Annotated in this window: 19 protein-coding genes; 11 read left to right on the plus strand and 8 right to left on the minus strand. The window is 60.6% G+C overall.

What is annotated here, in order from left to right:
- From LB524_RS26285 to LB524_RS26295, 3 genes are read left to right on the plus strand one after another with little or no spacing between them, the layout of a single operon-like run.
- Positions 1–2,235 carry a GumC family protein gene (locus LB524_RS26285; protein ID WP_411909942.1) on the plus strand — a complete coding sequence of 745 codons (2,235 nt, stop codon included), beginning with the start codon at positions 1–3 and terminating at the stop codon, positions 2,233–2,235.
- 34 nt (positions 2,236–2,269) lie between these two features.
- Positions 2,270–3,577 carry a lipopolysaccharide biosynthesis protein gene (locus LB524_RS26290; protein ID WP_015316387.1) on the plus strand — a complete coding sequence of 436 codons (1,308 nt, stop codon included), beginning with the start codon at positions 2,270–2,272 and terminating at the stop codon, positions 3,575–3,577.
- Between the two features lies 1 nt (position 3,578).
- Positions 3,579–4,640, plus strand: a complete 1,062-nt coding sequence (locus LB524_RS26295) for a glycosyltransferase family 2 protein (RefSeq protein ID WP_140715620.1) — start codon at positions 3,579–3,581, stop codon at positions 4,638–4,640.
- Between the two features lie 132 nt (positions 4,641–4,772).
- On the opposite strand, the gene LB524_RS26300 is transcribed toward LB524_RS26295, so the two are convergent.
- The gene (locus LB524_RS26300) at positions 4,773–5,474 is read right to left on the minus strand and encodes a helix-turn-helix transcriptional regulator (RefSeq protein WP_224531203.1); all 702 of its coding nucleotides are present in this window, start codon (positions 5,472–5,474) and stop codon (positions 4,773–4,775) included.
- A gap of 184 nt (positions 5,475–5,658) precedes the next feature.
- Between LB524_RS26300 and LB524_RS26305 the strand changes: the two genes are divergently transcribed.
- On the plus strand, positions 5,659–7,398 hold the full coding sequence (locus LB524_RS26305) for a PAS domain S-box protein (protein WP_140660807.1): 1,740 nt from the start codon (positions 5,659–5,661) through the stop codon (positions 7,396–7,398).
- A gap of 1 nt (position 7,399) precedes the next feature.
- On the opposite strand, the gene LB524_RS26310 is transcribed toward LB524_RS26305, so the two are convergent.
- Positions 7,400–8,071 carry a LuxR C-terminal-related transcriptional regulator gene (locus LB524_RS26310; protein ID WP_224531205.1) on the minus strand — a complete coding sequence of 224 codons (672 nt, stop codon included), beginning with the start codon at positions 8,069–8,071 and terminating at the stop codon, positions 7,400–7,402.
- Between the two features lie 421 nt (positions 8,072–8,492).
- Here LB524_RS26310 and LB524_RS26315 point away from each other — a divergent pair, with 421 nt between their 5' ends.
- The 7 genes from LB524_RS26315 to LB524_RS26345 all read left to right on the plus strand — a co-directional run bounded on the left by LB524_RS26315 (position 8,493) and on the right by LB524_RS26345 (position 15,383).
- Complete coding sequence (locus LB524_RS26315; protein ID WP_015316392.1) at positions 8,493–9,215, plus strand: NDP-sugar synthase; 723 nt, start codon at positions 8,493–8,495, stop codon at positions 9,213–9,215.
- Between the two features lie 33 nt (positions 9,216–9,248).
- On the plus strand, positions 9,249–10,385 hold the full coding sequence (locus tag LB524_RS26320; protein WP_015316393.1) for a DegT/DnrJ/EryC1/StrS family aminotransferase: 1,137 nt from the start codon (positions 9,249–9,251) through the stop codon (positions 10,383–10,385).
- On the plus strand, positions 10,382–11,056 hold the full coding sequence (locus tag LB524_RS26325; RefSeq protein WP_224531209.1) for a sugar transferase: 675 nt from the start codon (positions 10,382–10,384) through the stop codon (positions 11,054–11,056). Before LB524_RS26320 ends, LB524_RS26325 begins: the two co-directional genes overlap by 4 nt.
- A gap of 64 nt (positions 11,057–11,120) precedes the next feature.
- Complete coding sequence (locus tag LB524_RS26330; RefSeq protein WP_140614634.1) at positions 11,121–12,125, plus strand: SDR family NAD(P)-dependent oxidoreductase; 1,005 nt, start codon at positions 11,121–11,123, stop codon at positions 12,123–12,125.
- Positions 12,122–13,384 carry a hypothetical protein gene (locus LB524_RS26335; RefSeq protein ID WP_224531212.1) on the plus strand — a complete coding sequence of 421 codons (1,263 nt, stop codon included), beginning with the start codon at positions 12,122–12,124 and terminating at the stop codon, positions 13,382–13,384. Before LB524_RS26330 ends, LB524_RS26335 begins: the two co-directional genes overlap by 4 nt.
- A complete protein-coding gene (locus LB524_RS26340; RefSeq protein WP_224531215.1) occupies positions 13,371–14,630 on the plus strand; it encodes a polysaccharide biosynthesis/export family protein in 1,260 nt (419 codons plus the stop codon). Before LB524_RS26335 ends, LB524_RS26340 begins: the two co-directional genes overlap by 14 nt.
- Positions 14,631–14,690: 60 nt before the next feature.
- Positions 14,691–15,383, plus strand: a complete 693-nt coding sequence (locus LB524_RS26345; protein ID WP_140660810.1) for a N5-glutamine methyltransferase family protein — start codon at positions 14,691–14,693, stop codon at positions 15,381–15,383.
- A 54-nt stretch (positions 15,384–15,437) separates the two neighbouring features.
- Here the strand turns inward: LB524_RS26345 and LB524_RS26350 are convergent, their stop codons facing one another.
- From LB524_RS26350 to LB524_RS26375, 6 genes are all read right to left on the minus strand, one after another.
- On the minus strand, positions 15,438–15,713 hold the full coding sequence (locus LB524_RS26350; protein ID WP_015316399.1) for an acyl carrier protein: 276 nt from the start codon (positions 15,711–15,713) through the stop codon (positions 15,438–15,440).
- A gap of 52 nt (positions 15,714–15,765) precedes the next feature.
- On the minus strand, positions 15,766–17,319 hold the full coding sequence (locus tag LB524_RS26355) for a class I adenylate-forming enzyme family protein (protein WP_224531218.1): 1,554 nt from the start codon (positions 17,317–17,319) through the stop codon (positions 15,766–15,768).
- Positions 17,316–19,337 (minus strand): asparagine synthase (glutamine-hydrolyzing), encoded by a 2,022-nt coding sequence (gene asnB, locus LB524_RS26360; RefSeq protein WP_224531221.1) that lies wholly within the window; start codon positions 19,335–19,337, stop codon positions 17,316–17,318. The genes LB524_RS26355 and asnB overlap by 4 nt, the downstream gene beginning before the upstream one ends.
- A 4-nt stretch (positions 19,338–19,341) precedes the next feature.
- Entirely contained in the window at positions 19,342–20,325 is a 984-nt protein-coding gene (nadE, locus tag LB524_RS26365; protein ID WP_140614629.1) for an NAD(+) synthase, read from the minus strand.
- Positions 20,322–23,051, minus strand: a complete 2,730-nt coding sequence (locus LB524_RS26370; RefSeq protein WP_224531223.1) for a non-ribosomal peptide synthetase — start codon at positions 23,049–23,051, stop codon at positions 20,322–20,324. The genes nadE and LB524_RS26370 overlap by 4 nt, the downstream gene beginning before the upstream one ends.
- Before the next feature lie 360 nt (positions 23,052–23,411).
- On the minus strand, positions 23,412–23,555 hold the full coding sequence (locus tag LB524_RS26375) for a hypothetical protein (RefSeq protein ID WP_167331116.1): 144 nt from the start codon (positions 23,553–23,555) through the stop codon (positions 23,412–23,414).
- Positions 23,556–23,711: the final 156 nt, after the last annotated feature.

Consider the following 23,711-nt stretch of genomic DNA (forward strand, 5'->3'; position numbering starts at 1 on the left):
ATGGCGGGTTCCGCAGTCAGCCGAATTGAATTGCCACGAGCCACCCCGGTGGCTGCCCCGGCTCCTGAAAGCAGGGCCCGCGTACGGCCTCCCAGAAGCGCCCCGAATTCAGCAACCCCGTCTCGCCAACTGCTGGTGACATTGGCGAGCAGGAAATGGATCATTCTGCTCTTCGCGGTTGTCGGCGGCATCTTGGCGGCCTTGGCGGGAATAACCCGCCCTACCATGTACGAAGCCACCAGCCAGCTTATCATAGACGCTCCTGCCAGGGCGGCCCTTCCCGCCAGCCCGGGCTCAGCGCAGGACATGATCGATTCAAGCATTGACGACCACATCACGATGCTCTCGTCGGAGAGCCACCTTCGTCGAGTCGCCGCAGCGCTGCGTCAACCGAGCCCGGCCAACGCGACCGCACAACCGCAAGCCGGGAAGGGAAGCTCCAGCCAGGGGCCAACGCACGCCGATCCGCCGACATCGCACTCTTTCGCTGGCGATCTGCTGAAGCGCCTTTGGCCGCGGGATGTTGTATCCACCAATGCGCCGCAAGCAGCAGATGCCGCCGAGATGAAAGCGCTGCGCAAAGGGGTAAGGGTCGGACAAGAGCTCCGGTCCCGGGTCATTTCCGTCGGCTTCTCGGACGATGACCCGGCGCGCGCGGCGCTGGTGGCCAATACATTCACCAAGATCTATGTCGACGACCTCGCGCAGAAAAGTCAGGCGTCGAACATGCAGGAACTTGACGCCGTCGTCGCCAGTTTGCCCAAACTGCAGAATGAACTGGTGGATGCGTCCAATCGGCTCGAGGAGTATCGGCTGAGCCATGGCGCGGTCGATCAAGGCTCGGCTGACAAGGTGGCCGGGGAGAGGGCGGATCTCAGCCAACAGATATCGATGTCCAAAGCGGATCTGGCGGCGCTGGAGTCCCGGCTCCAGCGTATCCAGGAGCTTCGAAAGCAGGGCGCGCCGGCCGCGACCCTGGCCGAGGCCGCCGGCACGCAGGAGTTGGCCGACTTTTCGGCTCGCGTGGCCAGGGCGCCAGCGGACAAGGATCTGGCCAATGCCTTTTCCGTCGCGATCGAAAAGGCAATCGCTGATATCGTCGCTGAAGCGGACATCTATCGTGCCCAGGTCGAGGCTCTGGGAAATCGAATGCGTGTGCTCGATGCGGTCGCGGCCGACACGGCCAACCGGCTCGCCGGTTTGCGGGCGCTCGAACCTCAAGTCAGCCTCCTGACGCAACGCTACAACGAACTTCTCGGCCGCCAGCAGGACCTGAAGCGGCGCATCGGAGCTCCGTCCGCCGGGGTCTCGGTCCTTTCCGTTGCATGGCCGCCGACAATTCCGCAGACATTGCCGCCGGTTTTTCTGGTTCCACCGGGAATGATTGCGTTCGGCCTCCTTGGCGCCGTTTTGGTTCTCATGCGAAATCGCTTCGATCGCACCTTGCGCGGTGAAGCGGAGGCGGAAGCCGTGCTCAGGATACCGTGCGTGGGGCTCGTGCCCGAACCGGGCAGGATGCACGCCAAACAGTTGCGTGACCTGGTTTTGGGCCAGCCCAAGTCGGCCTACAGCCGTGCGGTGACGTCTCTGCTGGTCGCGGCCGCGCCAAATCAGGCAAGGGGTCGTGCTCCGCACACGATCCTGCTCACGCCAAGCGTCCGGGCTGACGGAGCGACCGAGCTTGCGTGGGGCCTGGCCTTGGCGGCCACCCGACTGGGCAATCGTGTTCTTCTGGTGGATCTCCAGCGGGCGGGCTCCCAACTTACGCCCGAGTTTCTGCGCCAGTTCAACGGACCCAAGGCTCGTCATTCCTTCGCGGATTACATCAGCAGTCGTTGTACCTTGGAGGACGCGGTCGCCAGCATTCCCGAAATTGGCATCGACCTGACGACCATGGCACCTGCAGAGGATCTTTTGGCTCTCCTGGCGCGTGTCGACACCGCCAAGTGCAGGGAAGATCTGCACTCGGCGTACAGCCTCGTCATCATAAACGGGCCATCGGGGCTGGCTGGGCCAGAAGCCATGTTCCTCAAGAGCTGGGCGGACGCGGTTCTAGTTACCGTTCGCTGGGCAAGAACCTCGCGGCATGTCGCGCGCGGGGTGGTGGAGCAGCTCCTGAGCGACGGAACGCTCTCGGTTCCGGTGGCGAGCGTCCTTACCCGGGTGAACCTCACCCGGTACGGCAGGTATCGATTTGGCGACAGTGCCGATCTTTTGCGCGAGAGGATCTCATGAATTCGACCGGCACCGGCCGTAAGCAAGGCTCGCCATGATCCGACTTCCTCAAAGCCCGATCGGCAAGGTCCTTCGAGCGGCCGGTGGCGTGTCGGCCATGGCAATTGCCGGTCAGCTCATTCTTGTCGCGACCATTCCGGTGTTGGCCAGGCTCTATTCTCCTGCTGATTTCGGCTTGTTCACGATCTATCTTTCGACCGTGAACATACTGGGGGCGGTCGCGGCACTGCGCTTTGAGGCTTCGCTGTACGGCGTCAAGAGCGACGCGCAGGCATACGTCACGGTTAAGCTCATTCTTTTGGCCGTGTCGGCAACCGGCGTTCTTGCTTTGACGGCGGGGGTTATGTTGTCGAGCACCGTTCCGGTCCGCGCTGTTGACCTTGTGTGGCTGGTTCCGATCGGCATGGCAGGCGCAGGTCTTGTGGAGACCATGAATTGCTGGAGCCTGCGTGCCGGCCTGCTGCGCGACTTCGCGCTCGGCCGCTTGATCTTGCCCGCGACGATGGCGTTGTTGCAGCTGATGTTCGGCATCGTCCATCTCGGAGGAGAGGCGATGGTGCACGCTCACATTCTCAGCCAATTCATCTTCATTGGGTTCCTTGGCGTTCGGATTTTCCGCTGGGAGGACGTGTGCGGTATTGCCCGCGCGCCGTGGCAAACGGTCTTTGAAAAGGCCAGGCGCGAATACAAATTTCCACTGTTCGACATCCCGGCAACGGTCGCAAGTTTCGCCATCAACAACCTTCCGGCGATACTCGTCGGCTCAATGTTCGGGACCGCCTATGCGGGCTATCTGGGCGTCGCGTCGCGGCTCGTCACCGGCCCCGTCACGCTCATAGCCACGCCGCTCAGCAATGTCTTTGTCGCCGAAGCCAATAAGGGCGGCGGCCGCAGGCATCTGCTCGGCCTCGCACGAGGCCTGCTTATCCTTGCCGGCGGGCTCACTTCGCTGCCCATTCTGGCTCTTGGCCTCGCCGCACCGCAGCTCGTCGTACCCCTCCTGGGACGGCCATGGCTGCCTGCCGCCGAGATCATGACGGCGCTGGCTTTCATGGGCGCGGTGCAAGCTTTGTCGACGCCGCTTCAGGATGTGCCGGCTCTCCTGCGACGGCAGGAGGTGCGCCTGGTCGTCGATGCCGTAAGGACGGTGCTCGTGTTTGGTCCGCTTCTAGCCGGCGCCAGAGCTGGCTGGGAACCTCTCACTGTCATTTATCTCATGGCTGCCGGCGGCGCCGGGGGCTTCTTCATCAAGACGGCAGCCTCTCTCTATCTGTTGAAGCAAAGTGTTCAACCGGACGAGACGTCGCCTCGCAGCCGGTGCATCGCCTTGGAGGAAAGATAACATGACGCAGATGGACAGTCGCGACGCCCTTCCTTCCGCAGCCTTGCCAACAGGGGTCGGACCTTCGCAAGATGAGGGGTCGGCGGAGTTGGTGACACTGCGGCCGTTCATTTCAGTGGCCATCCCGACCTTTCGCAGGCCAGATACCATTCGAAGGACAATCGACAGCATCCTCCAGCAGGATTTTGCGAATTGGGAACTGGTGGTTAGCGACGACGAGGGGCAAGGAGGGCTGTCCTGGAGGATCGTCGACGACTATGCGCGTGCCGACGGTCGCATCCGGATTGTCGAGAACGGCAGGGGGCGAGGCCAGGTCGAGAATACCAACAACGCCATGCTGGCTTGCACCGGCACCTGGATCAAATTGCTGCATGACGACGACTGGCTTGCGCCCGGCGCACTCAAGCGATTTGCCGAGGTGTCCAAGGAGCATCCCTCGGCCGCATTCATGACCTGTGCAGCCAATATCGTGGAAGACGGCAGGATCATGCTCCGCTCGACGCCATCGGAGCAAAACCGCGTTTCAGTCTATTCGAGCCAGCAATGCCTCAGGGATCTTTACCTTGTCCGGACGACGAGGAGCCTCGGCATCATTCCCTCGACACTGTTGATCAACAGCAAGGTTCTTCGGGCTGGATGCCGAATGCGTGCACACAAATCGATCCCCGCCGGCGTTGACCAACTGTTCTTCGTGGACCTGGCCGGTCACGGAGACATGGTTGCGATTAATGAGGGTCTGATTTTTTACGACGCGACCAACCATCCGAGCATCACCACATCGAAGAGCTACACGGAAGTGGACGAAGTTACGCTTGCGGTTAAGCAGCTTAATTGGCAGCTGCTCGAAAACAGAAGGAATCTTCCTGACCCCGAGAGCCTCTTGCGAGCATTGCGGGTTGCACGCGTACCCGCCAGATTTCATCACCAGTCCTTGCCCGTGACTATCCGCGACACGCTGCAAATTCTTCGCCCATCAGTGATGAAGATCGCAAGCCAGTACCTCGTGGAATACCTGTTCAGGATCCGCCCGGTCCTAGGGCCATGGTATACCCGAAGACAGTGATGGAGCTGACCCGTTCAAGGCCGCGCACGGGACGCGGCACGCGCCGAACCAATTTATGGAACACGGAAACACGACGGCCGCCCCTGCGGTGGCCGCAAGGCTGGACACGATCATCCCCGAATGTTCAGGGAACTAGGGCAACACCGAGACGCGTGCGAGAAGGGTGACCAATTCTGCCTGACGCCTGGTTTCAGTTTTGGCGAACAGTGATGCGAGCTGGGTTCGGATGGTCGTCCGGCTGAGCGCACAGCTTTCAGCGATTTCCAATGGGGTGTAGCCCTTTGCCAGCCGCACCGCCAGATGTGTCTCGGCTCCGGTCAAACCGAACATTCGCTGCAGGGTTTGAGGATTGGGCGCCGATTTCGTCTCTCGGTCCAACAGGGCGACGACGATCGTGTTGTCGGCTGCGAAGAGGCCGCGCTCGTTGATGACAACAGGACGATCTCCGCTGCTGCGGACCACAATCCATGCAAACGATCCGGGGTTGAGGTGGCACGGCACGTTCGCGATCAGGCTTCTGAGCGCTCCCGAAAGGCCGTCGGCGTTGTTCACCTGGCTGCCATAACCGCTGAGAATGACGCGCGCGGTGGCGTTCCACTTGAGGACTTTCCTGGTTTCGCTGAGCACGAGACATCCGTAGCCAAGGCGATCAAGCATACCCGGGAAAGAATGCAGCGGCGGTTGGTCACCTTCGGTGGCGGCAGCAGGCCTTTCAACCTGCCGGTCGGAGCTTTGGGCATGGCGCAAGGGAGACGGCCTGCTGCCAGGCCCCATGGCCGCCATCGCACGTTGCACTTGGAAAACAGTACTTCTCGGCCGTTCGACCAGGTTCATTGTCGTCACCACTTTCCGGTTTCGCTGTCAGATCGGCGCCAGCGCATGGGCTAAGTGTTGGAACTTTCTTCTGATGATTCTGATAGGCTGACATTTCGGCGCGCGAAAGCGAGCAGCAGCACTAGGTCCGATAACCAAAGGCTCTAAGCCGCATTGGCTAAGCCAAAAGTTGTAGGTAGTCAGGATGAGATTGCGGATAGGCGGTCCCGTACTGTCGGACAGGCTACGACAACATCTGGTTTCGTCGGCCGTCCTGCTGGCTACCCTTTTTATCGAGATGAAATCGTCGCTGACAGGTGGTGGCAGTGCGGCCTTTCTGGAATGTGTGCCGGCGATTGTCATCATCGCCTTCCTGGAGGACCGCTGGCCTGCGATGGCTGCCACGTTTGCCATGGTGGCTGTCGGCTTGGCAGTTCGCCTGGCGGCGAACGGTCAGTTGGTCGGAGATGATCTTTCCGGGGCCATTCTCCTCGCCTTGTCCGGCGGGATGATCGCCTTTCTTTTCCATCGTTCAAGGCAGGAGTTGAGGAGCGCGCTCGATGTCGCCGAGAACAGGCTTACCGCCATCGAAACGACCGAAGCGCGATATCGCTGGGCTTTCGAGCGGGCCGCCTTGGGATTTGCGACCGCAAATGACCGTGGTGAGCTGCTGCAGGTCAACATGTGCATGTGCAGTATGTCCGGCTACGCACAGGAAGAGCTCGTCGGCCAGCATATCGAAACGCTCGTTCATCCTGACGAACGCGATCTGTTCGCCAGGCTTGGACGTGGTCTAAGCGCGGAGGCGCCGTCGTTTGGCTTGGAAATGCGCTTGAGAAGGAAGGATGGCACTGTTTTCTGGGCTCGCGTGACGCTCTCTTGGTCTGGTCCGGAGAAACAACTGCCGATGGGCATATTTGTCGTCTTCGAGGATATCACTGAACGCAGGGCTGCAAGCGAAGCGCTCTTGAGCCAAAAGGAATGGCTGGACCTTGCGCTGCTCGCCGGAAGGCTTGGCACATGGCGCGTGGACTACAAGGAGAGAATTGTCTCCGGTTCAGATCAATTTTGGGAAATTCTTGGTTTGCCGCCAGCCGCTTCCCGTCCTCTGGACGAGCTGTCGGCGATCATTCATACGGCGGACTGGCCAAAACTCGGGGCCCATTCAGAATTCATCGCGGCAACCGCCAACTACGACGCAGAGGTTCGAGTTCGGCGGTCGGACGGACAGTTCCGCTGGATTGCCCTGCGCGGCCGTGAGGACATCCGCGATGGCTATCATCAGCGGTTCGGGATCGCGGCTGACCTTACCGAGCGGCGGCAGACGACACTGTTGCGGGCCGCGGTGAGAAGACAGGAGCGGCTTATACTTGAACAGCGGCACCGGCTCAGTAATCTGTTTGCCGTGATCACGGCTGTCGTGAAAATGATCCCTGCTTCAGACCAGGATATTTCCAAGTACAGAGGAGATCTTTTAGAGCGAATTCGGGCGCTCGAATCCACGCACCTGCTGTTGATCAACAATGCAGAGTTATCATCTACGATCCGCGATATTGTCGCACATGCGCTTCGCCCCTACGCGGAGGCACACAGAGCAACGATCACAGGGCCTCATGTCAGAATCGTCGGAGGCGCTGCGGAAAGTTTCGCGATGGTCGTCCACGAACTCACGACAAATTCGGTCAAGCACGGGGTGCTCGGGAACTCCCAAGGCCAGGTGGAGGTAAGGTGGGGCGTCGCACCCGAGGGCTCGGACGGCGACATCGTGTTCGACTGGATCGAACGAGGCGGCCGAAATGCCAAGCCTGTCCTGCGGAAAGGTTTTGGGTCGATTGTCCTTGGCGCCGATGGAACGCCCTTGGTCGGTCACTCTTCGAAACTGGAAATGTCGGCTGGTGGATTGCGATATCAGCTACGCCTATCCCAGGGCGAGATTCAGCCTTAACTTAGATCGTTCCAAGCCATGTCCTCATCAAAACAGCGACCTCGGTGCGGTTTCGGACTCCCAGTTCACGCAAGATTGCGGCGGCATGGATCTTCGTCGTGGCCTCGGCGATGTCGAGATCGCGGGCGATCTCCTTGTTCGAATAACCTTCGGCCATAAGCTTGAGTACGTCCTTTTGCCTTGACGTGAGCCTTCCCAGAGAACCTGGACTGGCCAAGGCCTGGTGCGAAGCCTCCACGGGAGATCTATGTTTCTGAGGCGCGGCTGCGCCAGAGCTTCGCGACAGGAGGGCTGGTACATAGATGCGGCCTGACAAGATCTCTTTGACGGCCAGCACCACCTCCTCATCCGGCTGCGACTTCACGATGTAGCCGTGGAGGCCAACTGAAAGGGCCAACAAAATTTCCGATCGTGAATCGTTTCCTGACACAATCGCAAACCTGCTTTTGGGATAGGCGGCGAGAACATCGCCGAGCACTTCCTGGGTGAGCAGCCCGGGCATGTTCAGGTCCAGGATCGCAAGATCAATTGTTTCGTGTTCGGCCAAGAGCCCAACCACGGCATCAAAACAGGTCGCCTCGATTATTTCCGCACCAGGGATTCCGGCTGTCAGCGCCATGCGCAAGCCACGTCGATAAAGGCCATGATCATCGGCTATGACGATCTTGTACATAGAAACCCCCACGCACAAACAACCCGCACTACCTGGCCGCGCCTTGCAGGAGCGCCGGTACGTCCAGAAAGGTGGACCCCGACGTCCTACAACCCCGTCCTGCTAATTACCGTACGCTAATGTAGCTCGGTTTTAGGAAAATGTTTACCTTCAATCGCAATTCAAGTGGGACCTTGGTCTGTTGCGCGTCTCGACCACGCCCGTCAGGTCCGCGGGATATGTTTCGTCCCCTACGGTTCCGGGATCAGAGAAATTCGCCCGTGCCATTCAAACGCACGACGACAGTATCCCGGTTGGCTCCCTAATCTCTCGCAGGTTCGGACAACTGAAACCCTGCTGCGCGAGGCGGTTCGCCGTCTTGGCTCCGGATGCAGTTTCAGCCGTCAAGGCCAACTCTGGCCATGTGCGTAGGGAGGATCGAATGAAAGCGGTAATTCAATGCGGTGGCATGGGAACGCGCCTTCGGCCATTTACATCGGTTTTGCCGAAGCCGCTGATGCCAATTGGCGCGCGGCCAGTCCTCGAGTTGCTGCTGAAATGGCTGCGGCGTAGCGGAATCGAAGACGTCTACGTTACCACCGGCTATCTCGGGCACCTGATCCGGAGCGTGTGCGGTGACGGCTCGCAGTGGAATCTGAGGATCCGCTACACGCAGGAAATGGAACCGCTCGGAACGATCGGCCCGCTTTCCTTGATCAGAGACGAATTGAATGAGCCGTTCATTGTCCTGAACGGCGATGTGCTGACCGACCTGAGCATCAGCCGGTTTACCGCAGCGCACCGCCTGCACAAAGACTCCGTCACGATAGCGACTTCGCTGCGGCTTACCAAGATGGATTTCGGTGTGATCGACGAGGTTGACAACACCGTGCAGGTGTTCCGCGAGAAGCCTGCGCTGTCGCATCTGGTAAGCATGGGCATCTACTGCATGAACCCGGACGTCCTCGACTTCATCCCATCCGGGATACCGTTTGGGTTCGACGACCTCATGCTGCAGATGCTCCAGGCCGGACGCGTCGTGCATGTCTACAAGCACGAAGGTCTTTGGCTCGACATCGGACGCGTCGAGGACTTCCAGAACGCGCAGACAGTTTCTTGGGAAGAGCAGTCCGCGTCCATCGAAGTGGCCGCCGCGGCAGCGTAACGGCCAGGCGCGAGGATCATCGAGGAGGTGACGATGCTCTTGGTAAGTTCCCCGGTCCTGGGAGTGCCAGAAAAAGCGGCTTTGGCGAAAGTGATCGACAGCGGTTGGCTGACGATGGGTGAACGGGTCCGGGCTTTCGAAGAGGCGTTTGCCTTGATGCACGAGGCAGAGGACTGCGTAGCGGTTAGTTCCTGCACCGCAGCCCTTCATCTTATCCTTCACGGATTGGGGATTGGTCCGGGCGACGAGGTGCTGGTTCCTTCGCTGACCTTCGTGGCTACCGCGAACGCAGTGCTCTATGTCGGCGCCACTCCTGTCTTTGTCGACATAGAATCGGCAGACGTCCCTCTGATGTCGCTCAAGGAAGCAGAAGCACGCTGCAGCCCTCGCACCAGGGCCGTGATCCTGGTTCATTTCGCCGGCTATCTTGCCGACAAGGACGCCTGGCAAGCATTCGCCAGCGCACGCGGGCTCTCGATCATCGAGGATGCGGCACATGCTCCCGGCCTAAAAGCGGTTGGCACCTTTGGTGCGGGCGCCGCCTTCAGCTTCTACGGCAACAAGAACATGACGACGGCGGAGGGCGGGGCCGTAATTGCCCGGGACCCCCAACTGCTGGACAGGATTCGCCAGGCTCGCGCGCACGGCATGACCACCGGAACACGCCAGCGACTGAACAGCCGCACCGCGCACTACGATGTGACCATGCTCGGCTTTAACTACCGAATGGATGAAATGCGGGCCGCGATCGGCTTGGTTCAGCTCCAGAACCTGCAGGAGTGGAACGAGATAAGGCGCATTCTTGTCGTGTTGTACCGGCGCCTTATCGCGTTGCGTTGTCCGGCGATCACAATACCGTTCGAAGAACCGCGAGCCTCGGCTTACCACATCATGCCGATCCTCTTGCCGCGCTACGTCAACAGGCAGCATGTCGTCGATGAGCTGCGGGCGCAGGACATACAAACCACGGTCCATTACCCGCCCGTTCATCAGATGACCCTCTACCGTGAGCTTTACCCGGGTACCCACCTGCCGCGCACCGAGGATTTCGCGGAACGCGAGTTGACCATTCCGCTGCATCCTCAGATTACCGCGCCCGCGGTTGAAGCCGTGGTGGACGTCCTGGCGACCGCGCTCAATAGCGGCATCCACGCGGGAACCGCCGCATGAACGCGTTTGATCTGTCCATCCACCCGCCCGTCGTGTCAGGCGTGAGCCATGGTTTTGGCAGACGGGCGATGGATGTCGTGGCCGCATCCTTGGCCGCGATCGTTTTCGCGCCGCTGATGTTGCTGATTGCATTTGCCCTATTTCTCGAGGGCGGACGCCCCGTGCTTTTCCGGCAGCCTCGCATCGGTGCAGGGGGCCGCATGTTTCATATCTATAAATTCCGCAAATTCGAGGTTCTGTGTGATCCTCAGGGTCCTGCGTTGACCAGCATAGGCGACCATCGGCTGACGAAGATCGGGCGCATTTTGGCCAGCACCAAACTGGATGAGTTGCCGCAACTCTGGAACGTGCTCAGAGGCGACATGGCCATCGTCGGGCCACGGCCGGAAAGCCTCGCCTTTGCTGACTGCTTCCATGGCGGCTTCGAGGCGGTCCTAAGATATAAACCCGGCTTGGTCGGCCCGACGCAAGTTCTTTTCCGTCACGAAGCCTCTCTCTACCCGGCCTCAGGAGACCTGTCGTCCTTCTACAGGGAGGCGCTGTTTCCGATCAAAGCCAAGTTCGATCTTTCCTATTATCCCCGACGAACCATCGCTTCGGATGTTGTGTGGATGATCCTCGGTTTTCTGGCGGTAATCGGCTGGGTGCCTGTCGGGCTACTCAGGCGTTGAAGGCTGTTTCTGTGTGCGCGCTCGGCAACCGGAGCGCTTCAGGTGAAAGAAGGAACACCTGGTTATGAGCTACAATGGCAAGAGAGTTCTGGTCACTGGCGCGGATGGGTTCATTGGATCGCACCTGACCGAGGCACTCGTCCGTAACGGTGCCGAGGTGACCGCATTGGCCCTCTATAATTCGTTCGACAGTCATGGATGGCTGGATGATCTGCCAGACGACATCCGAGGTCATCTGAAACTCGTTCGAGGGGATGTACGCGACGGTGCATTCCTGAACCGGATCGTGCGCGGCCAAGCCGTCGTGTTTCATCTCGCTGCGCTTATCGCGATCCCGTACTCATACGCGGCCGCCCAGTCCTATGTGGAAACCAATATCATGGGGACGCTGAATGTCCTTGAAGCGGCCCGCCAATGGGAGACGGAACGGATCATTCACACCTCGACCAGTGAGGTTTACGGCACGGCGCTCAGCATGCCGATCAGCGAGTCCCATCCTCTTCAGGGACAATCGCCATATTCGGCGTCCAAGATCGGCGCCGACATGATGGCGCAGTCGTATGCCAGATCGTTCGACCTGCCCGTCGTGATCCTCCGGCCGTTCAATACATTCGGGCCGCGACAAAGCGAACGAGCCATAATACCGACAATCATCCGGCAGGCGCTCGATCCAAAATGTGTTTCGATCATGGTGGGAGATACCAGCCCGGTCCGCGACCTGACCTTCGTCGAGGACACAGCGGCTGCCTTCCTGAGCGCGGGTTCAGCCACACTCGAATTCGGCCATGCCTATAATGCTGGAAGCCAGCGTGCCGTGACCATATCGGACGTGCTCGATCTCGTGCGCGAACTGAGCAACTGCAAGAAGCCCGTTCACCGCGACGAGAGTCGATTGCGGCCGCAAAACTCCGAGGTTCGCGCTCTGCTGGCCGATTCATCACGGCTCGAACGCGAAACCGGATGGACTGCGCAAACGAGTTTGCGCCACGGCTTGGCCAGAACCATCGATTGGTGGCGGGCGCGCCTAGGCGAAGGTCGGGTACGCCGCGAAATGAGCTACATGACATGAGGTTTTACCCATTTCCATTGGCACTGCTCCTGATCGCCTTTGCCGTCCTGCTGCGGGCGGCCGACAGTCAGGGAAACAGCATGTCCACGACGTTCGTCGCGCCAATGCCGATAGATCTCCCAGATTATCTGCATCCCGCGACAGATCCGGCATTCGGCACGAATTTCATGCGCATCACCAAACCCGGCGCACTTGGGGGAGGTGTCGTGTGTGGGACGAAATATTGCAGCCATCGCTATTCGAGCGCTCAAGCCTGGAATGCGGACCAGAGCCTGCTCGTGCTGGCCAATGGCTGCAACGGGCTGTGCTTCCTCGACGGCAAGACATATGCTCCGCTATTCCACCGCGACAAAGGCGGTGAATGCGAATGGCATCCTCGAAACGCAGACGTGATGATCTGCGTTGAGGATCGGAAGATCTCGACATGGGCGCCAAGGACAAACCACGAAGACGTTGTCTTCGTCACGGCTCAATACCACGATCTGCAGTTCGGGCCGTCGAAGGGCAATCCAAGCCGTGACGGCAAACGTATAGCTGTCCGCGCTGTCCGCGCTGATGGAAAAGCGGTGGTGTTCGCCTTCGATCTTGCGGATCGGTTCAAATTCCCGGACATCGATCTCGCTCAGGTTCCCGGAACCACCAGCTCCTGCACCATCTCCCCGCTCGGCACGAACATCCTTTGCTTTCAAAACCTGGCAGACGGCACCGAGCAGAGGGCCATTTTCAGTGTCGATGGTACCTTGCGACAGAGGTGGACAGACCATCACCGCCCGGGCCACGGAGACCTTACGCTCGATGACGACGGCAGCGAGGTCTATGTTGGCATCAGCAAATCCGGCCCCGACAAGTATCACGTGATCAAGCGAAGACTGTCCGATGGGAAGGTGACCTCCCTGACCGGATACGGCGAAGCAGAGCATGCATCGTCGCGTGCTCTGAAGCGGCCCGGCTGGGTCTTCCTGACCTATGGCGGCAACCCGGAGGAGATATCGGCCAATCCAGGCTGGGCACCATATGCACGGGAAGTCATCGCGTTGCGCATCGACGGCAGCGGCGAAGTTCGGCGCATCGTGCAGACCCGCAACGCGCCTTTCGACTACTGGAGCGAGACGCATGCGTCACCTTCGCCGGACGGCACACAGGTGATCTGGTCCAGCAATTGGGGCGTGGCCGGTGGACCGGTTTACGACTTCGTCACCCGCGTCGACTGGCCCGAAAACCAGGACAAGAAGGAGATTGTCGCGAATGGTCAACCTTAGCCGATTCTTGCTTGCGACGCTTGCGATGCTTTGCGCCCTGCCGATGGCTGCGGCAGCCGATGCGACGATCTATCGAATTTCGCCCGGAGACACCATCGAGATCGCAATCACCTCGCTTCCCGAGCGGACGCAGCGTGCGGTGGTGCAGATGGACGGCACCATCGTCCTCGCTGAGGCAGGCACGGTGCCTGTCGCTGGCCTGACCCCGTCCGAACTTCAGACGCGCTTGCAGGCGATCCTGCCGACCAAGATCTACCACATACGCATGCCGGACGGCCGTGAGCAGGTGGCGGTCGTCAGGCCCGGCGACGTGACGGCGATCATCGCTGAATACCGTCCAATCTACGTGACTGGCGAAGTGCTCGCTCCTGGGCAGCAGGCCTTTCGTCCGCTCATGACGGTTCGGCAGGCGATAGCCGTCGCCGGCGGCTTCAGCCTCTTGCGTGCACGGGCGAACCAGGCTGGGCCGGACCCAACGGACCTGCAGCGCGATTATGAGACGATCTGGGGAGAATACATCAAGGACTATTTCCACAGTGCGCGCATACGTGCCGAACTTCAAAAGCAGCCCGATTTCGACATGAAGGCCCCCCAGGGCTTTCCGCTGTCTTCTTCCCTCGCAACCGAAATCGCGCAGGCCGAGGCAGAAGGGCTGAAGCTCTCGCTGGACAATTTCGGGCAGGAGCAGAGCTTTCTGGAGAAGGGCGCCAAGGATGCAGCGACCCAGGTCCAGGCGTTGCTCCAGCGCGAGCAGGACGAAGCCGATGGAGTCAAGGCCGATGAAGAGGATTTGGCGCAGGTGACCAAGCTCTTCAAGGCTGGCAACCTGACCAACAACCGGCTCGCCGATGTCCGGCGCGCGGTGCTTCTGTCCTCGAGCCGTGCGCTTGAAACTTCGGTCGAACTCATGAGGGCTCGGCGCCAACAGGATGATCTTGCAAGGCAGATCGAGCGCAATGACAACCAGAGGCGTGCCGGTTTGTTGAACGAGTTGCGGGATACACAGGCGCGCCTTGCCGACATCACCGCAAGGCTGCACGCGGTCAGCCAGAAATTGCAGCCGCAGGGAGCATCCGCCTTGCCGCAGCCGATCGGCGGCGAAACCGTGCGGGCCCAGGTGACGATCATCCGCTCCGTCGATGCGCAATGGCGCAAGCAGCCGGCCGACCAGGATACCGCAGTGGCGCCGGGTGATACGATCGAGGTCAGGTTCAGCAGCGCGCTCGAAAACGCGGCGGTGCAATAGACAATCGCTGCCGGCGTCGCCGGTAGCGGCAATATCTTCGATGTCGTTGCGAGAACGGTCGTGAGCGAAGAGATCAGCGTCGCCGGCGCTTACAACAAAGGCAGCATCATCTTCATGGGAATGAAGATCCTGGTTGCGCCCGGTGCACTGGTGCCGCGGCCGGAAACAGAGCTGCTCGGCTCCGTTGCCGTAGATGTCCTGCGCGCAATGGACCTGCCGGCGCCGCGTGTCGTCGACATGTGCTGTGGCGCCGGCAACCTGGCCTGCGCGATCGCTAGCCATATCCAATCCGCCCGAGTTTGGGCCTGCGATCTTACCGACGGCTGTATCGACGCGGCGCGGCGAAATGTCGTTCATCATGGCTTGACTGACCGGATTTCAGTGCATCAGGGTGATTTGTTCGAAGGCGTGTCCGGACTGGAGCTCAACGGCACGCTTGATGCCATCGTCTGCAATCCGCCCTACATTTCGGAGAAGCGGCTCGAGGGTGATCGCCGCCATCTGGTCGTGCTTGAGCCGCGAGAGGCATTCGCGGCCGGTCCTTATGGGCTCAGCATTCATATGCGGGTCGTCAAGGACGCGCTGCGCTACCTCCGACCAGGCGGCGTCCTGCTGTTCGAGGTGGGGCTTGGTCAGGACCGCCAGGTCATAAGTCTTCTGGAGCGCAGCAAGGGCTACGAGCAGATACGCACCTTCGCCAACCATGCCGGTGAAGTGCGGGTGGTCCTGGCAGGGGCCAGGCGGCAGGCATGACCGCGTTCGGCCGGTATCGGGCCGACCGTCCAGATCATTGCTTCTTGCGCCAGATCATTTCTTCTTGCGAACGATGAACCGCGCGATTCCTTGAATCGAATCGAGGTTTTCCGGCAGGAGTTCACTGTCTTCCACTGTGATGCCGAAAGTCTCTTCGATGAACCCGATCACCTCGAGCACTCCGGTCGAGTCGACGATCCCCTGATCGAGCAATGATGCGGTGAGGGATAGCGCCTTGACGTCCGCGATGTAGAAATTCGAGGCCAGGAAGCTGCGGATCTGGTTGATATGAATGTCGTCGCTTTCCGCGGCCGATATCATGGAATCCATCTAATCCATCCTCCGTTGCAAAGGCGACTTGCGATCGCGCTTCTGAAACAATCTACGACAGGGCCGCTTTCTTGAGTTTTCCGGTATCGGTCATCGGCAGGCTGGGCACGATGACGATGGTCTTTGGCACCATGAAACTCTCCAGCCGTTTCCGGCACTCCATCAGGAGCTGCCTTTCGCCGACAATTCTTCCCTGCTCGATGACGACGAATGCTTTGACCGCTTGCCCGAGGAGGTCGTCGGGAACACCGATGACCGCGGCTTCCTTCACCCCAGGGACGTCCATCAGCACGCTTTCCACCTCTTTGGGAGCGACCTTTTCGCCTCGTGATTTTATGATCTCGTCACCGCGGCCGACGAAGTACAAATAGCCTTCAGCGTCCATCCGGCAGTAGTCGCCCGTGTAGAGGACCTGCTCGCCCGGCAGCGGCCCCGGCTTCAGCTTCCTTGCCGTGGCCTCTGGCTTGCCCCAATAGCCTTTCATCACCGTTGCGCCGCGAACGACAAGTTGGCCAACGACGCCCGGACCGACCCGCCTACCACTCTCGTCGACGATCCACACTTCTGTGTTGGGAATGGCAATGCCTACGCTGAGGGGCTTTCGCCCGAGATCGTCGGGCGGCAGATAGCTGCAGCGTTTGCATTCGGTGAGGCCGTACATGGAATAGATGCGTGCGCCCGAAAACAGCTCCCTGAGCATGGCAATCTGCTTGAGCGGCAGGGCGGCCGCGGTATTGGTGACATAGCGGATGCTCGCGAAATCGTTGCTCTTCAGCGATCTGAGTTCCGCAAGCGCCGCGAAGATCGTGGGCACGCCCGGAAAACCTGTGATCTGCTCGTCCTTGATGACCTGAAGGATCTGCGCCGGAAAGGCGAAGGAGCGCTCGAGGACGAGCCGTGCGCCGGTGCGAAAGGCCATGATCATCTGATAGAGCCCGTAGTCGAAGGCGAGGGGCAGAACGTTGAGGATCACCTCATCCTCACGCAGCTCCAGATAGGAGGCGATCGATGCGCACGCGGCAGTCATGTTGCCGTGCGTCAACATGACCCCCTTGGGTTCGCCGGTGGATCCGGAGGTGTAGACGATGGCGGCGAGATCGATGTCGATCGATTTGCGCGGCGGCGCAACAGAAGGTCCTTCGATGATCGTGTCCCAACGCACGGCGTGCGGCAATCGGTTGAACTCGGCCTCGTCGACCGGCCCAGAGACAATCACCGCCCGCAGCGAGTGACAGTCGCGCGACGGCCGGGAGAATATCGAGTGCAGATGGCTGTCCGTGATCAGCGCCGCTGGCAGGCAATCGTTGAGCAGGTAATGAAGCTTCTCGCTTTTCGTAAGCGGGTTGACGATGCAGACCACGGCGTTCGCCTTGAGGACCGCCCAGAAGCTGACGACGGTTTCGACCGTATTGTCGGCGAAGATCATGACGCGGTCGCCGCGCTCGACGCCGGCCGCGGCCAGGAAATGCGCGATCCTGTCGGAGCGCTCATCGATCTCCGCGTAGGTGACGCGTTGCTTGCCGGCCACCAACGCGACCTTGCCGCCAAGCCGGCCGGCGGAATGGATGAGGTAGTCCTGCAGGAGTGGTACGGCGCCGTGCATCATGCCAGGACCCTTTCCCGCTGCTCGTGATCAACGTCGATCCTGAGCTCGGCTTTGTCCGCTCCGCGTGGGCGGCTCGCGATGAACTGCTGATGCAGAAGCTGGGTCGACAGCACGCCGACCAGTGCCATGTTGTCGGAGTTGGAGAGATCGCCGTCGCCGGCCTTGGACCGGCACTTTCCAAGCAGGAAAGCCACCGATTTCGGATCGAAGACATTTGCCGCGCGCAATGCCGTGTCCGACAGTGCTTCGCGAATGTAGTCTGGTGCATCATGACCAACGAAACTAAGCGCGTTTGGCGCCCTGTAGGGCTGCTTCGTGCGGGCAACGACTTGCGGTGGCACGATCGGCTGCGCCACTCGCTTGAGCACGTGCTTTTCGTCGAGGACGCGCAACTTGTAAGCATCCGGAAGCGAATTCGCGAGCGCCACGACATCGTCGTCGAGATAGGGGAAGCGCCCCTCGACCGAGTGTGCCATCAGCATCCTGTCGCCCTGCGAGGAGAGCAGGTAGCCCGACATCAGCGTTCGGATTTCGAGATACTGGTCCTGGGCAAGGAAGCTCCATCGCGAAAATTCGGCGGGGAGAGGGGCGAGCAGTTCGGAGACTGCATTGCGGTGCTGCGAGGCGCCGCGCATGTCGGGGCAGAATAGGCGCTTGATGGCGCTCGTGGTGCGCCAGCGCGTGTCATGTGCAAAGCCGGGCCTGTCGCAGGCATCAAGATCGCGCCCGAAGAACTGTCGCGCCATGGCCTGTTGGTGCACCGGTGAGCGCGACAGATAGGGGTAGAGTCGCTCAAGCAGTCGCGCACGCCGGTTCGAAGCAGGTTGACGCCCCCAGAAGCGGCGAACCTTGCCTTCGCGGAAAAGGTCGTAGCCGGCGAACATCTCGTCGGCGCCTTCCCCTGTCAGCACAACCTTGATGCCGCGCTCGCGGACCAACTTGGACAGAAGGAAGAGCGGTGCCGGGGCCGTCCTCAGGATTGGCCGCTCGGCGTGGTAGACGACCTCGGGAAAAACCGCTGCAATGTCGCGGCGGGAAATCACCACCTCGTGGTGCTCGCTCGCGGTGGCGGCGGCGACCAGGCGCTGGAAATAGGTCTCGTCGTATTCCTCGTCGGCAAAACGCAAGGAGAATGTCTGGAAGCGCTTCCCCGCGAAACGTCTCCCAAGCGCCGCGACAAGCGAGCTGTCGAGCCCACCGGACAAATAGCAGCCCACCGGCACGTCGGCCTGCACCATCCGCAGCGCCGTCGCGGCTTCGAGCGCACCGCGGACCGCCTCGACGGCATCGTCGCACGAGCCGCTGAACCATTCAGGGTCCGAAGCGGAAATTCGGGGATAATGCGGCTCCCAGAAGGCCGTCTCCCGTACCACGCCACCCTCATAGAGTCGGATATGTCCAGGCTGCAGTTCCTTGACGCCTTCGAAGACGCTCTGCGGTGGGATCACCGTCCAGAATGTAAACGTCTGATCGATTCCTGTCGGATCAAAGGCGCGAGGAATCGCTGTTTCCGCAGCGAAAATGGCTTTGACTTCGCTTGCAAAGAAGACGCGGCCGCCGTGCTCGCAATAATACAGCGGGCAGATGCCGTAGCGGTCACGCGACAGGATCAGGCGGCCGGCAGCAGAGTCCCATATCGCGACTGCCCATTGACCATTCATCCGTTCAAAGGCGGCCTGGCCCCAGGCCTGGTAAGCGTGGAGCACGACTTCCGTGTCGCTATGCGTGCGGAAGCGGTGACCAAGCGCGATCAACTTGTCGCGCAATTCGACGTAGTTGAAGATTTCACCGTTGAAGACGATCCATGTCAGGCCGCTGACGTCGGCGAGTGGCTGCTGGCCGTGCAGCAGGTCGACCACGGACAGGCGGGCATGCGCCAAACCCGCGCGTCGGTCGCGATACAGCCCCCGCTCGTCGGGTCCGCGGTGTGCAAGCGCGCCCACCATACGCAACAGCGCTTCCCGCGAAGGAGGTGGGGCAGTGGCGCTCAGCGCGACAATTCCGGCGATCCCGCACATCCGTTCAGTCCACCGTCATTGGCACCGAAGGCAAAGGCTGGGCGTGCAGATAGCGCGCCGCTCGACGCTTGGCTTCGATATCCTTGAAGACCTTCTGGACCTCGTCTGGTGACAACCCGGCAACATCAGCGACATCATCGGCGCAGATGCCATGGTTCACGCCGTAGAGGCATAGGTCCGTCTGATGATAGGGCAGGGCGAAGTAGAACTCCTCCTGGCTCTGCGCCATGGAGAAGGTGTCGGTCGTCGGCGGCCTGCGCCGGATCTCCCCGTCCACACCGAGATATTCCGCCAGTTGATAGACCTGCGTCTTGTAGAGGTGGACGATCGGCATCAGGTCAGCGATTCCGTCGCCTTGCTTGACGAAAAAACCCTGATCATATTCGAGCCGGTTAGGCGTGCCCGCCACCGCATAGCCGAGACGGTCCGCGTGATAGTACTCAGTCATCTTGCGAATGCGCTGCTTGTAATTGGTCGCGGCCACTATCTGCAGATAGGCCGCTCCTGACAGGCGCACGGTATCGATCTTCCCCTGGGGGTCCTGAACGGTGAGACGGGTGATATTGAGGCCTTTGCTCTCCAGCACCGAGGTCAGCACCAGCTTGCATTTCCACCCTTCGCCGTAGTCCGGAACAACGGTGCGAATGGCCTCTATCTGCCGGCTATAGGCACCGATGGCGTCGAGCGCCGGCGCAATGTCCTCGGCGATGGTGTCGATGCCCAGCTGACCGGCGATAACGCGCCCCAGCCTCAGCGAGTCCCCGGACGAGTCACGCTCCGGCATGAAGATCCCGAGCACCCTGTCCTTGCCGAAGGCAGCCACGCACAACGACGCGACCACCGAACTGTCGATGCCGCCTGAGAGCCCGACCACCACTCCGCGCCGGCGGAGCGTGACCAATACCTGCTCGCGCACGGATGCTACGATGCGGTCGACCTCCGCGGCCGCATCCAGTGCCAGAACATCCTTGCCGAACCGCGAAGTCACGCGAAGCTGCCTTTCATGGTTGAAGACTCGGCCGGCGAATAAGTGCGAGCGACCGCCTCCTCGATCAGCGGACGATTGACGCCGATGTGAGGCTCGACGACCAGATCAATGTGGTTGCCGGCAATCGGGATGACCTGCAGGTCCGCGAACACCCGATCCCATCCGATCGCAAGAGGCATTCCCGGTCGCGCGCAACGGAACAGCGTTCCGGTGATCGGGAGCACCGTTCTTGGCTGCTCCAACCAACGGAAGAAGGCCTGCGCACGCAAGACTTCCTGCAGCTCCAGCTTGATGCGGAAGCTGGTTGCGTTGAATTGTCCTCGGGAAAAGTGGTCGATGGCTTGGGCAAGACGAGCTTCCTGGCCGAGCTTGACCGTGAGCTTCGCCAAAACACGGCAGGCCATTCGATAGGGTGACATGCGGTTGGACCGGACCCGACGCAAGGTGCGGGTGATTGTCTCCCACGGACGGCTCCGCTCGCCAGCCAGGCTGGTGTCGAGGATACCGACAAACTTGACGGACCTTCCCTCCTTCAGCAGGCGCACGGCAACTTCGAATGCGACGGCTCCGCCGAGCGAGTGGCCGAGTAGCCTTACATGGCCCGACGGCTGGATGCGGTTGATCTGTTCAAGCGCGGCGTCCACCATGGCGGCAAGATCGTTCTGGCCGCTGAGAATGGTCGCGAGGCTGGGATATCTTATCGGACGGACCGTTGCGACTTTGCCCATGGCTGAGGCGAAGGCTGCAAGACTAGGCCCATAGCCCACGGAGCCGGGAAACAGAAAGAGAAAAGGCCGATCATGCTCCAGCACATGATCGGGCGCATTGCCGGCTTGTGCGGACGCGACCGCGCTGACCATCGCTTCGGCGCTCATCCCGACGGTAAATGCCTCAAGATCCAGTTCCTGGCCGATTTCGTTCTCGATCTCCATGACGCAGTGGAGCAGCTTCAGCGAGTCCCCTCCCGCTTCATCCCATCGCCCGACGGCTGCCCGCGTGTTGAGGACCCTGGTCCAGGCATTCTGCACTGCTTGATGGGCCTTGAGATCGCTGCCTGAAATCGGTGGATCGGCAACTTGGGTAGGCTTCTTGGCCAGAAGATCCATTTTCCCGAGTTTCGCCACATCTATTTTTCCGCCCGCCAGGCGCGGAATGTCCTCTACCCTGTGGAGCCGAAGCGGCCGCAGTGGCGGCGGTAGCGTCTTTGCAAGCAGCTGGCGAAGGTCGTCGGCGAAGGCCGGACCGGCGGAATTCCTGGGGATCGCGAAAGCGACCAGTTCGTTGGCCTCGGTCACGATCGTCACCGCATCCTCGACTGACGAGGCGGAGCGCAGGATCCTCTCGACTTCGGCCGGCTCGATGCGCCGACCGTTGATCTTTATCTGCCGCCCCTTGCGGCCGACGATCCTCAGCAGGCCCCGATTGTCCAATTGGACGAGATCGCCGGTCGCGAATATCCGTTGACTTGGATCATCGGGGTCCGCCTCGGCGGGGATGACGGTGCCGTTTTCCCAGTGGCCGAGCAAGACGTAGGGGCTCTTGATGACGAGTTCCCCGCTTCCGCCCCGCGGTACGCTGTCACCGTCCTCGTTGACGATCGCAAAAGCTATTCCTGGCAAGAGCCGGCCGACCGGCACGGATGTTTGGTTCTTTGGTTGAACGCGAGGCAGAAACCATTGTGACCCGGTCGTCTCGGTTGACGAGTAGCCGATCTGTACGAGGCAATGAGCAGGAATCGCCTTTCGCAAAAGGGCAATGTCGGTCCAAAGCACTTTCTCGCCGCCGACGCGGACCACCCTGAGCGACCCGAACGCATCGGCGGGGGCATTGGCCATGAGGGCGCGAAGCAGCGCGGGCACGAGGTAAGTAAGCGTCGCGCCAACCTGCTGCATTCGCTCGCGAACCGCACGCAGGCCGATCGCTTCCACGTCGACCATATGCAAAGTGGCGCCGCACAGGACCGAAGTCAGGATTTCTCGACATCCGGCTATGGTGGCGGGCCCGGTCAAGGGGAGGAAGACATCGTCGGAATTGATGTGACACGCATCGGCATATTGGTGCACCCGCCAGAGCAGGCTGCGCTGGCTGTTGACTATGCCCTTTGGAGATCCGGTGCTGCCAGACGTGTAAAGAACCATCGCCGGTGCATCGACGGATACGGCAGGCAATTGCGTTGATGACAGCCGCTCCGTCGGCGCGGGGCTGGCAGTCACATCGATCCACCGGATGTCCTCGGGTAAACCCGCATGCCGGTTTCCAACGCCAAGAATGGCGCGGAGCCGCGCGACGCCCACGATCTCGTTGACACGGGCGATTGGGTCCCGAGCGTTGAGCGGGACCGAAATCCTTCCCGCCGCCATGCTCGCCAAGACAGCAACGATGTACCAGACGGAGTTTGGTTGATAAATTCCGATCGGTCGCCCCTCGGGAACGACGGCAGCGATCCGGCGGGACAGGACTTCGACGGCAGTTGCAAGCTCGAAATACGACAGTTGATTCACGCCGTCATGCACGGCGGCTTTTTCGGAATATTGGGCCGCGACTTTCTTGAGCTGATCGGCAATCCCGACATCCGCAAACGCCGGGCCCAACTTCTGATGAAGGCGCAGCGCCGGGCCACCTTGATCCAGGGCGTAGGCCGGGACGTCTATCCATCTGCGGGAGGGCCGAGAATCCTGGTGATGGTCCTGATCCGCTGCTGGTGCATTCAAATACGCCGGGAGCATGGCTTGCCTGGGTTTGCGGTTGATACCCGGTTATGAGCTTGCAAGAGGGGGAATTCATCGATCATTCTGATGATGAACAAGGCACGGAAAGAGATTAGGCGTCGGCTCCCTTGCCACGGGCGCGTATTGCGAAGCGAATGAACGGAGAGCAGCGTTGGAACCGATCCGCTGTTGATCTGTTGTTTACCCAGCGTGGAGATGTCCCCTCAACTCCTAGCCGATCGCCCGCTGCACTCCCCCGAGGCAGTGGGCTTTCTTTTTCAATTGGAAATCGCGGGCTCTCGAACAAGCCTGTCAGGCGAGATGAGCCGCTGCTGTAAATAGGATTTAGCGTCTTCCCGAGAGACCTGGAGGCTTCCGTCAGGTGCTGTCCTTGTATGACTTCGCCGCCTCATCGATCTTGCGCCAATCGTTGCCGTGGCGACGTACCAGCTCCCTTGCCTGAGCGGGCGACAGGTCATGCGTTTCGACGACATGCCGGACCTCCGCGTCCTCGCCCTTCAAGGGACGTGTACGACGCCTCTTGGTCGGTTGATCCCCCATTTCTCCATCTCGCCTTGACACGATCGTTTCCTCCGGTGTCGCAAACAAGCTGCGAGTAGGGAAAAGGTTTCACTGTTGGGTGCACGAAGCCCCAATAGCCTCTGCGGTACGGCAGTT

It is taken from the genome of Mesorhizobium sp. ESP6-5 (assembly GCF_020164695.1).
Taxonomy (GTDB): Bacteria; Pseudomonadota; Alphaproteobacteria; order Rhizobiales; family Rhizobiaceae; genus Mesorhizobium; species Mesorhizobium australicum.